The sequence below is a fragment of the Capsulimonas corticalis genome, assembly GCF_003574315.2.
In the GTDB taxonomy this organism is placed as follows: Bacteria; Armatimonadota; Armatimonadia; order Armatimonadales; family Capsulimonadaceae; genus Capsulimonas; species Capsulimonas corticalis.
Genome location: NZ_AP025739.1, coordinates 4,142,646 through 4,154,145 on the forward strand (window position 1 = coordinate 4,142,646; position 11,500 = coordinate 4,154,145).

General features: G+C 59.9%; 10 protein-coding genes and 1 tRNA gene. All 11 read left to right on the forward strand.

The window, feature by feature from the left end; genetic code table 11:
- Positions 1-42: 42 nt before the first annotated feature.
- Entirely contained in the window at positions 43-1,608 is a 1,566-nt protein-coding gene (locus D5261_RS17755) for a 2-isopropylmalate synthase (RefSeq protein WP_119322268.1), read from the forward strand.
- Entirely contained in the window at positions 1,609-2,079 is a 471-nt protein-coding gene (locus D5261_RS17760; protein ID WP_119322267.1) for a GNAT family N-acetyltransferase, read from the forward strand.
- A gap of 21 nt (positions 2,080-2,100) precedes the next feature.
- A complete protein-coding gene (gene leuB / locus D5261_RS17765; protein WP_119322266.1) occupies positions 2,101-3,171 on the forward strand; it encodes a 3-isopropylmalate dehydrogenase in 1,071 nt (356 codons plus the stop codon).
- Between the two features lie 63 nt (positions 3,172-3,234).
- The gene (locus D5261_RS17770) at positions 3,235-3,573 is read left to right on the forward strand and encodes a P-II family nitrogen regulator (RefSeq protein ID WP_119322265.1); all 339 of its coding nucleotides are present in this window, start codon (positions 3,235-3,237) and stop codon (positions 3,571-3,573) included.
- 165 nt (positions 3,574-3,738) lie between these two features.
- The gene (gene cimA, locus D5261_RS17775; protein ID WP_119322264.1) at positions 3,739-5,340 is read left to right on the forward strand and encodes a citramalate synthase; all 1,602 of its coding nucleotides are present in this window, start codon (positions 3,739-3,741) and stop codon (positions 5,338-5,340) included.
- Between the two features lie 79 nt (positions 5,341-5,419).
- Complete coding sequence (locus tag D5261_RS17780; protein ID WP_119322263.1) at positions 5,420-6,253, forward strand: tRNA(His) guanylyltransferase Thg1 family protein; 834 nt, start codon at positions 5,420-5,422, stop codon at positions 6,251-6,253.
- A gap of 71 nt (positions 6,254-6,324) precedes the next feature.
- Positions 6,325-6,400 (forward strand) — tRNA-Arg (locus D5261_RS17785).
- Positions 6,401-6,741: 341 nt separating this feature from the next.
- Positions 6,742-7,764: a sugar-binding protein gene (locus D5261_RS17790; RefSeq protein ID WP_119322262.1), complete on the forward strand. Its 1,023-nt coding sequence runs from the start codon at positions 6,742-6,744 to the stop codon at positions 7,762-7,764.
- A gap of 87 nt (positions 7,765-7,851) precedes the next feature.
- A complete protein-coding gene (locus D5261_RS17795; RefSeq protein ID WP_119322261.1) occupies positions 7,852-9,414 on the forward strand; it encodes a sugar ABC transporter ATP-binding protein in 1,563 nt (520 codons plus the stop codon).
- 9 nt (positions 9,415-9,423) lie between these two features.
- Positions 9,424-10,452, forward strand: coding sequence for an ABC transporter permease (locus tag D5261_RS17800; protein ID WP_119322260.1), 1,029 nt, complete (start codon positions 9,424-9,426; stop codon positions 10,450-10,452).
- A 74-nt stretch (positions 10,453-10,526) separates the two neighbouring features.
- On the forward strand, positions 10,527-11,462 hold the full coding sequence (locus D5261_RS17805) for a hypothetical protein (protein WP_119322259.1): 936 nt from the start codon (positions 10,527-10,529) through the stop codon (positions 11,460-11,462).
- Positions 11,463-11,500: the final 38 nt, after the last annotated feature.

Below are 11,500 nucleotides of genomic sequence, written 5' to 3' on the forward strand. Positions count from 1 at the left end.
TAGCGCGGGGGGATGGGGCGAATTTTTCGGAGGCAACATTCGATGTCGAACAACCAAGTCCAAATTTTTGATACGACGCTGCGGGACGGCGAGCAGTCGCCGGGCGCATCGCTCAATATTGACGAGAAGGTGGAGATCGCCCGCCAGCTCGAACGGCTCGGTGTGGACATCATCGAGGCCGGCTTCCCGATTTCCAGCCCCGGCGATTTCGAGGCTGTTCGTCGCGTCGCGGCGACGGTGAGCGATCGGATTACGATTTGCGGTCTGACGCGCGCGGTGCCTAAGGATATCGATGTGGCCTGGGACGCTTTGAAGGGCGCCAAGCGGCCGCGCATCCATACGGGACTGGGCGTCAGCGACAACCATTTGCAGCACAAGCTGAAGAAGACGCGCGAGCAGGCGATGGAGATCGGCGTCAACGCCGTCAAGTACGCCAAGTCTCTCGGCTGTGAAGATATTGAATATTTTACGGAAGACAGCGGCCGCGCCGATAAAGAGTACTTGTATCGCGTCATCGAAGCCGTGATCAAGGCCGGCGCCACGGTCATCAATATTCCAGACACCACGGGCTATATGTCGCCCGAAGAGTACGGCGCGCTGTTCGCGGGCGTCCTGAACCACGTTCCTGGGTCAGAGAATATTATTCTCTCGGCGCACTGCCACAACGACCTGGGGATGGCGACCGCCAATTCCCTGGCGGCGGTGAAGGCGGGCGCGCGGCAGGTGGAGTGCACCATCAACGGCATCGGAGAGCGCGCGGGCAACACGTCGCTGGAAGAAGTCGTGATGGCGCTGCATACGCGCCGCGATATTTATCAGGTCCAGTCGAACATTGTGACGACGGAGATCTATAAGACGTCGCGTCTGGTCTCGACGCTGACGGGGATCCTGGTCCAGCCCAACAAGGCGATTGTCGGGGCGAACGCCTTCGCGCACTCGTCGGGCATCCACCAGGACGGCATTCTCAAGCAGCGCGACACCTATGAGATTATCGATCCGGCCACCGTTGGCATCAGCGAAAGCAAGATTATCCTTTCGGCGCGCTCTGGCCGCCACGCGCTGCGCGACCGCCTGTCGAAACTGGGGCATGAGTTCCCGAATGACACTGATTTCGAGCGTGTATACGCCCGCTTCCTGAACGTTGCGGACAGCAAAAAGGTCGTTTACGACGAAGATTTGGACGCGATCGTGTCCGACGAGACCTCCACCGCGCCGCAGGCGTTCGAGCTGGTGCAGGTCCAGGTCTCCTGCGGCGATCACGCGATTCCCACGGCGACCGTCAAGCTGCGCAACGCCGAAAAGGCGATCCTGCTCGACGCCGATACCGGCAACGGTCCCGTCGACGCCATCTATCGCGCCATCAATCGCATCGTCCAGGTGCCGAACGATCTGATCGAGTACACCGTTCAGAGCGTTACCGAGGGCATTGACGCGATGGCCGATGTGACCATTCGGATCAAGGCCGAAGGCGACATGATCTATACGGGACATTCGGCGCACACGGACATCTTTGTCGCTTCGACCAAGGCGTACCTTCAGGCGCTGAACAAGCAGATCGCGCGCGTTTCGGGCCGCAAACAGGAAGAGCGCATTCTGGAGCATGTGTAATTGATTCGCGAGACGATCATCCGGTCGGCGGTCGTGGACGATATCCCGACGATCGTCTCGCTCTGGCGCATGCTTCAGGAAACCAATGCGCTGCACGACCCTTATCTAACGCCCGGCGACGGCGCGGAAGACTGGTTTCGTGAGTATCTCAAGGCGCAGATGAACGGCGCCCTGGGGATCTTCGTGGCGCTGCGCGACGGCGAGATCGTCGGCTACACCTTCGGACAGATCGTCCAGCGCCCAACGCTCGCCGCCGGCGAATGCGGCTACGTCGCCGACCTTTGCGTCCGGCCGGACGCGCGCGGACTTGGCCTCGGCCGGCGTTTGTATGAGCGCCTGCGTCTTTGGTTTCATGAGAACGGCGTGCACAGCATCGAAGTGCAGGTCGTGCGCGCCAACCCGGCGTCGCAGGCGTTCTGGCGCAAGATGGGCTTCGGCGAATTTTTGAAAACGCTTCGAACCGAAATTTAACCACTCAAGGAAACGATAGATATGGCGAAGATAGCAGTTTTGGCGGGCGACGGGATCGGCCCGGAGATCATTGCCGAAGGTCTGAAGGTCCTGAAAGCCGTTGCGCCGCAGCATGGCCAGGACCTGGAGTTCACTGAGGCGCTTGTGGGCGGCGCCGCCTACGACGCCACCGGCCACCCGCTGCCGCCGGAGACGCTGGAGCTGGTGCAGAACTCCGACGCCATCTTCTTCGGCGCCGTCGGCGGTCCGAAGTACGATGTGATCCCGGACCCGAACATGCGTCCCGAGCGCGGCGCCCTGCTGCCCCTGCGCAAGAAGCTGGGCCTGTACGCCAACCTGCGCCCCTGCATCCTGTACTCGGCCCTCTCTTCGGCCTGCCCGCTGCGCGCGGATCTGGTGGAAGGCGGCTTCGACATTCTGGTCGTTCGCGAACTGACCGGCGGCCTCTACTTCGGCCAGCCCAAGAGCTGGGAAGGCGACAACGCCATCGACACCTGCCTTTACAGCCGCGAAGAGATCACCCGGATTCTGCACGTCGCGTTCAAAGCCGCGCAAAAACGACCAAACAAGCGCGTCGTCAGCGTCGATAAAGCCAACGTCCTGGAAACCTCTCGCCTCTGGCGCGACACGGCCACCAAAGTCGCCGCTGAGTATCCCGACGTCGAACTCTCGCACCAGCTCGTCGACGCCACCGCTATGGACCTCGTCCGCCGCCCGCAGTCCTTCGACGTCATCGTGACCGAGAACCTCTTCGGCGACATCCTGAGCGACGAAGCCGCCCAGCTCACCGGCTCCCTCGGCATGCTTCCCTCCGCCTCCCTCGGCCAGGGAACCTTCGGCCTCTACGAACCCAGCCACGGCAGCGCCCCCGACATCGCCGGCACCGGAAAAGCCAACCCCCTCGCCACGATCCTCAGCGCCGCCCTTCTGCTCCGCTACTCCCTTGGCGCCGAAGCCGCCGCGCTGCAAATCGAGAAAGCCGTCGAGATCGTCCTCAACGCCGGCCACCGCACTGGCGACATCGCCGAGACGCCGGACACGAAGATTGTTACTTGTACCGAGATGGGTGATTTGGTCGTCGCGGCGCTGTAGCTTTCTTCTTCGTACCGGCCATTTATGGCCGGTACGTATTGGTTGTCGGCGAGGACAAACCGTATGCAAAAAGTCGAAGCCATTATCCGGCCGATGAAGCTGGATCAGGTGAAGGAAGCGCTGGAGGATATCGGGGTGGTCGGCATGACTGTCTCGGATGTGCGCGGCTATGGACACCAGCGCGGGCATACGGAGAAGTATCGCGGCAACACCTATGTGGTAAACTTACTGCCTAAGATCAAGCTGGAGCTGGTGGTGAGCGACGATGTGGCGGAAGCCGTCGTCGCGGCGATTGAGGAGGCGGCGCAGACAGGGGAGATCGGGGATGGGAAGATCTTCGTTTATCCCGTGGAGCGCGCGATCCGGATCCGCACCGGCGAAGAAGGCGAGACGGCGATTTAGTATGGACATGACACACACGACACACCTTGTTATTGGGATCGCGATTTCCGCGGGCATCATGATTATCTGCCCGGCCGGGTGACACGCTGCGCGCGCCTCCCCGGCCGGGATATCGGCTTGTGGCGGCGCGCATTTTTTGTTTTACACCCGAATAAGGAAGATCCAATGACGGCAAACTCCTCCTCTCGAAAGATCGACATTTATGATACGACCCTGCGCGACGGTTCGCAGGGCGAAGGCATCTCGTTTAGCGTCGAAGACAAAGTCAAGATCGCGAAGCGGCTGGACGCGTTTGGCGTGGACTACATCGAAGGCGGATGGCCGGGGAGCAATCCCAAGGACATCGAGTTCTTCGACCGCATGAAGTCGATCCCCCTGAAGCACGCCAAGCTCGCAGCCTTCGGCAGCACGCGCCGTCCAACCACGACGGCGGAGACCGACCCGATGCTCCAGCAGCTTTTGGACGCGCAAACTCCGGTCATCACGTTTGTCGGCAAGAGCTGGGATTTCCATGTCACGGAAGCGCTGCGCATCCCCCTCGAAACCAATCTGGAGATGATCGCGGACACGACGCGCTATCTGAAGTCCAAGGGCAAGGAAGTCATCTACGACGCCGAACACTTCTTCGACGGCTATAAGCGCAATCCCGAGTATACATCGAAGTGCGTCGCGGCGGCGCTGGACGCCGGCTGCGATGTGGTCGCGCTCTGCGACACCAACGGCGGCACGCTGCCCAATGAAATCTCCAAGATCGTTTCCGAGATCGGCGCGCGCTTTCCATACGGCAAATTCGCCATCCATACGCATAATGACGCCGAGTGCGGTGTGGCGAACAGCCTTGCGGCGATTGAAGTCGGCGCAATCCAAGTGCAGGGAACGATCAATGGGCTGGGGGAGCGGACGGGCAACGCGAACCTCACCAGCATCGTCCCGAGCCTGGGCTTGAAGCTGGGCTATACGCTTTCCTGCATGCCGCGCATGAAGGAGCTCGCCGAGCTGTCCAACTTTATCGACGAGATCGCGAACGTTCCGCCCAAAACCTGGGCGGCGTATGTCGGACGCAGCGCCTTCGCGCATAAAGCGGGTCTGCACGTGGACGCCATGCGCAAGAATTCGGAGACCTACGAGCACATCGATCCGATATTGGTCGGCAACGAGCGGCGTATCTTAGTCAGCGAGCACAGCGGCGCCTCAACCATTCTGGAGAAAGTCCAGCGCGACAATTCCGATCTGCGCAAGGACAGTCCCGAGACGAAAGAGATCCTGAAGCAAGTCGCGCGCCTGGAGCACGAGGGCTACTCGTTCGAAGGCGCCGAGGCCAGCTTTGAACTGCTGGTGAAGAAGGCGACGGGCAATTATCGCTCGCTGTTCGAACTGACGGGATACCGGGTGATCGTGGAGCGGCGCGGCGGCGACAAGGAAGCGATCACCGAAGCGACCGTCAAGCTGCGCGTGAACGACCAGGAAGTGCTGACTGTTGCGGAAGGCGACGGTCCCGTGAACGCCTTGGACAGCGCGCTACGCAAAGCGCTCGCCGAGCACTATCCCGACCTGGCCGATATTCGCCTGACCGATTTCAAAGTCCGCGTGGTCAACGCCAAAGAAGGCGCCGCCGCCAAGGTCCGCGCGATCGTGGATAGCGCCGACTCCTCGGACACCTGGAGCACGATCGGCGTCTCGACCAATATTATCGACGCCAGCTGGCACGCACTGGTGGACAGCATCGAATACGGACTTCTGCGCGAGAGCGCCCGCGCCGGCGAATAAGCCGCCGTAATCCCTCTCAGCCCCGCAGAATGGTCTGCGGGGCTGATTTTGTATCGAGGGCGTTTTTTAAGGACAAATCATGAGCAAAGATTCGCTGGGCGACCGCATGAAGGGCTACTACGAAAACCGAACGCGGGTTTATCTGCCGCGCCGGACATACACCATTCTTCGCGTGGACGGCAAGAGCTTTCACACTTATACGCGCGACTGTGAGCGGCCCTTCGACACGCGTCTGATGGAGGATATGGACCAGACGGCGCTGGCGCTTTGTAAGGGAATCGAAGGCGCACAATTTGCCTATGTGCAGTCCGATGAGATCAGCGTTCTTCTCACGGATTTTGGGCAATTACAGACGCAGGCTTGGTTTGACGGCAACGTGCAGAAGCTCGCGTCGATCTCCGCATCCATGGCCGCCGCGCATTTCAACGCCGCGCGCTGGCGCCGTCTGGCGTCCGCCGGCGGCGACGATCCGCTGGCCGGCGCTCCGATTGCCTACTTCGACAGCCGCGCATTCACGATCCCCGATCCCGTGGAGGTGGAGAACTACTTCGTCTGGCGCGGGCAGGACGCTACTCGTAACTCCATCTCGATGACCGCGCACGCAAATTTCGACCATGATCTGCTGCAAGGAAGGACATCGGATGAGCTCCAGGAGCTGCTGTGGAAGCACAAAGGGATCAATTGGAACGATATGCCCGGCGGTTTTAAGCGCGGACGATGCGTCGTCAACAACCGTGTCAAAGAGGATGTCGTCTACACCGACAAACGTACTGGAGAGGAGCATGTGGCGCTCGGCGTGGAGCGAAATGTCTGGGAGATTGTGACGCCGCCCATCTTCACGCAGGACCGCGCCTGGCTTCAGTCGCATGTCCCGCGCCATGGAGGTAGTGAAACGTTTAACATTTCAATTTAGTGTCTGAAAAGTTTGACATCGCATGTTCGGTATGCTATAATTAGCCGGCTCGTAACTAATAGCCGTTTTGTGCGCCGGTAGCTCAGTGGATAGAGCATCAGTCTTCGGAACTGAGGGCCGGGGGTTCGAATCCCTCCCGGCGCACCAAATTTTCCTTTAACGTTCGACGCGGGCCAGTTTGGCCGCCGCGCTCGCGCCGCGTGAGGCGAGGAGCGCCCGCTCCCGAGTCTCAAGACGATCTTTGCCTTCTAGAACCCGTCTTTCTCATGAGCGTAAAGCGATCAAAAGTTTCCATACGAATTTTCAATGTTCTATTGACAGGACAATCCGGAGCTTCTATAATTGGCAGGCGGCTCGCGCCTTATGGTATCTATCCCGTTAGCCTGATTACGAGAGACAGTCTTGTCTCGCAAAGATATATTTGCTGTTAGCCTCAGTCGCCAATATCATATTTGCGACTAATTCACATCAGGAGCCGATCGAAAACTATGGTTTGGGACAAAAAGCACACCTCAATGGTGCTCGCAGGATCGATCGCAATTGCGATGCTCGCCGGTTGTAATAAGGGGAACGAAACTGCGTCGCCGCCCGCGCCCGGCGCGCCGACTGCGCCGTCGGCGACGCCCAGCGGCGGAGCTGTTCCGCTGGCGTTCGTCACCAACAACGCTTCCGACTATTGGACTATCGCGCACAAGGGTGTTGACGCGGCTTCCAAAGAGCTGCCAAACGTCAATGTACAGTTCGTAATGCCTGCGGACGGCACCGCCGCCACGCAGAAGAGCGATGTCGACGACCTGCTGGCCAAGGGTGTCAAGGGCATCGCGATCAGCCCGGTCGACCCGAATAACCAGATCCAGATGCTCAATGATGTCGCCAAGAAGACCATCCTGATCACCCAGGACAGCGACGCCGCCACCAGCGATCGCGTCTGCTACATCGGCACCGACAACCACGCCGCCGGCCTGATGGCGGGCGGTCTGATCAAGGAAGCCATCCCGCAGGGCGGCAAGATTATGATGTTCGTCGGCGCGCGCGATGCGCAGAACGCCAAGGACCGCGAGACCGGTATCCGCGACGCTCTGAAAGGCTCGAACATCACGGTCGTGGACGTCCGCACCGACGACGCCGACCATGCGAAGGCGAAATCGAATGTCGCCGACGCCCTGGTCAAGACCCCGGACCTCGCGTGTCTGGTCGGCCTGTGGAGCTACAATGGCCCCGCCATCCTGAACGCCGTCAAGGACGCGCATAAGGTCGGACAGGTCAAGATCGTCTGCTTCGACGAAGAGGATGAGACGCTCGCGGGCGTCAAGGACGGCTCGATCTACGCCACCGTCGTCCAGCAGCCGTACCAGTTCGGCTACCAGGGCGTCAAGCTCCTGAACGATCTGGTCGCGGGCAAGAAGGACGGCATCCCCGCCGGCAAGCAGATCTTCATCCCGACCCAGGCGATCAAGAAGGACAACGTCGACGACTTCCAGGTCAAGCTGAACAAGCTGCGAGGCCGTTAGTAATATCGGATCACGCCTTCGTCGTGGTCGCCGGCGCCGCCGGAATGTGCGCCCGCGAGTGTTCTCGCGGGCGCAGAGGAGCAATGAATGTCGAAATCCGAATCTCAGCCAGCCCCTATCCTTGAAATGAAAAGGGTTAGCAAGCGTTTTGCCGGCGTACAGGCGCTTCGTAACGTCAGTCTGGAGCTTTATCCAGGCGAAGTGATTGCGCTCATCGGTGAAAACGGAGCCGGAAAATCGACGTTGATGAAGACTCTGGGCGGCGTCCACCAGCCCGACGAAGGCGAAATCCGCGTCAGCGGACAGGTCGTAAAGATCACAGGCGTCAAAGACTCAATCCGTTCGGGCATCAGCTTCATTCACCAGGAGCTGAACGTTCTGGACAACCTCGATATCGCCGGCAACGTTTACCTCGGCCGAGAGCCGCTGACCGGCCCGCTGCGGCTCGTGGACACAGCGCGCATGGCGGCCGAGACACAGCCGTTTTTGGATCAGCTGGGGCTCAACTTCTCCAGCCGAACCCCACTCAAAAGTCTTTCCCTCGCCCAGCAGCAGATGGTGGAGATCGCCAAGGCGCTTTCGCTGAACGCTCAGATCCTGATCATGGACGAACCGACGTCCAGTCTCACGCTTTCGGAGACGGATCGCCTGCTGACCGTGGTTGAGGAACTGCGCGCCAAGGGCGTCAGCATTATTTATATTTCCCACCGCCTGGGCGAGATCATGCGCATCGCGGACCGCGTTGTCGGTCTGCGCGACGGCCAGAACGCCGGCGGCCTGAGCCGCGCCGAACTGACGCATGACGCCATGGTCAAGCTGATGGTCGGGCGCGATCTGGACAAAACGCACCTCGCGCACGATACGTCGAACTTACCGGTTCGCTTCAGCGTGTCGGGCCTGCGCACCGGCAAGTATCCGAACAAGGAAGTCGCGTTCGAAATTCGGCGCGGCGAGATCCTGGGGATGGCCGGTCTCGTCGGCGCGGGACGCTCGGAGACCGCGCAGGCGATCTTTGGAATCGATAAATCCCAGGGCGGCGTTTTCACGCTGGACGGAAAAGTGCTCTCGATCAAGAGCGCGCAGGACGGCATTCGCAATGGCATTTATCTGGTGCCCGAAGACCGACGCCGCTGCGGCCTGATCACCGACCTTCCGATCCGGAATAATATCACGCTTCCGGCGCTCAACCGCTTCTCCGTCGCCGGTCTCATCAATCGCGATAAAGAACGTACGTCGGCGCAGAAGGCAAGCAAAGCCCTGAATGTGAAGACGCCTACGGTGGAATTCCTCGCGAAGAACCTGTCGGGCGGAAACCAGCAGAAGGTCGTTCTGGCGAAGTGGCTCTCCCTGGAGCCGAAGCTGATGATCTTCGACGAGCCGACACGCGGCATTGATGTCGGCGCGAAGGCTGAAATTTACGACTTGATGCGCAACCTCGCCAAAGAAGGCGTCGCAATTCTGATGATCAGCAGCGACATGGAAGAAGTGCTGAGTCTGAGCGACCGCGTGGCGGTTATGCACGAAGGCCGTATCACGGGAATTCTGCCCTTTGACAAGGCGTCCGAGGAGTCCATCATGCAATTTGCGGTCGGCGGCGAACGTCCGGCGACCGGAGCCCGTCCGCTGGACACAGGCGCGGCGGCAGTCTAAGAGGAATCTATGTTAACGAAAGCATCGACTGACACGACGCCGCGGCTGGCGACACCGACGGGATCCCCGCCGCGCCTGCCGATCAAAAGCGCCAGCAAAGAGCTCGGCATCTTTATCCTGCTGGTTGTTCTCTGCGTTGTCGCCAGTATTAAGAACCCGAATTTCGCTCATATCGACAACGTGCAGAACCTGTCGCGTTTGATCGGTCTGTTCGGAATTTTCAGCCTTGGCCTCGGCCTGATCATTATCACGAGCGGTATCGACCTGACCGTCGGCTCGGTGTTCGCGCTCTCCGGCGTCATTCTCTCGATCATACTTACGGAAAAACATTGGAACCCCGTACTTTCCGTATTTACGATTTTGGCGCTGACGATGGGGCTCGGTCTCATCCATGGGCTTCTGATAACAAAAATACCATTGCAGCCTTTCATTGTGACCCTTTGCGGTTTGCTATTCTATCGCGGTATCGCACGATTTATTGCCGGCGACGAGACCAAGGGGTTCGGGAACGCGCAGGGTTTTGAGGCCCTTCAGAAGCTCGCGACAGGCGATGTGGCCGGCGTTCCGATGCCGTTCGTTCTGCTGATGGTGTTTAGTTTGATTATGTGGGTGGTTCTGCACCGCTCCGTGTATGGCCGCCATCTTTACGCGGTGGGACGCAACGAGGAAGCCGCGCGCTATTCGGGCATCAACTCTCAGCGTGTCATCATCACGACCTACGTGATCGCGGGTGTCCTGACCGGGTTCAGCGCCATCCTGTTCGCCTTCTACACGAACTCGATCTCGCCGTCCACCCACGGAAACTCTTACGAGCTGTACGGGATCGCCGCCGCCGTATTGGGCGGATGCAGCCTCCGAGGCGGCGAGGGGTCCATCCTGGGCATTTTGATCGGCGCCGCGCTGATCCAGGTCCTGCAAAATCTCGTCAACCTGCTGGGTATCCCAAGCTCGCTGAACTTCGCCGTCATGGGCTCGGTTATACTCCTGGGCGTTATCGCCGACGAGCTCACCAAGCGCCGTGCGGCCAAGGTCAAATAGTCCTTCCCGATCGTTTTACTCCCGCCCCGAGACCACATCGTCTCGGGGCTTTTTCATGTCCGGAAGCAGTTCTCATGACAACCCACGATCCCCAAAATATCTCACGAACGCTGCGCAGTCCCCGGCTGAGCGTGGAGATCGACGTTCCTGGCGCGCGGTATCGAGGCTCGCGTTACGATTGGACAAGCTTCGTGAGGCAAGTGACGCTCGATGGCGCCCACACGTTCTGCGGCGTGGAATCGCCGATTCCGGGGCAGGGCGACGGAGGGGTAGGGCTCTGCGGCGAGTTCGGGATCTTCACCGCGCTGGACTATGAAGCCGCCAAACCCGACGAGAAGTTCTCAAAGCTGGGCGTCGGCATGCTGACGCGGATTGACGAGGCCAGATATCAGTTCAGTCGCCCGTATGAGATTGAGCCGGCCATCATGGCGTCGACCTGGACCGAAGACTCCGTTTACCTTGTGATTGAGCATCACGATTGCCGTGGAACGGCCGCACGCTTAGAGAAGATAATCCGCGTGGAAGACAATCATCTGATCGTCGCCTCTCGATTGGTGAATACCGGCGCGGCCATACTGCGCACGGAAGAGTATGCACACAACTATCTGGCGCTGGACGGCGCCCCGATCACTCCCGACTATTCGCTGTCCGCGCCAAGCGCCATTCGCGACATGCTGATCGCCCATCAAGCGGAGCGGGGAAGCTGGGGCGCGACCTGGACGGTCGATGAGAAGTCTCTCTTGCGCGCCAAAAGCCCCGCCGAAGGCGCATTCTATCTCCGCGCCGCGCCGCCGAATCACACGGCGCCTCCGCTGGCCGAAGCGGGAACCTATTGGGAGATCACAAACAATACGACGGGCCTGACCGTACGAGAAACGACCGACTTCCCCTGGTGGAACTTCGCCCTCTACGGGACAGAACATACCATCTGCCCCGAAGTCTTTATCCGCCTTAATGTCTCTCCCGGCCAGTATCAATCCTGGTCACGCCGCTATACTTTCACGGACTAATGGTGATTGAAAATATGCGCTAGGATGAACTTCCTTTA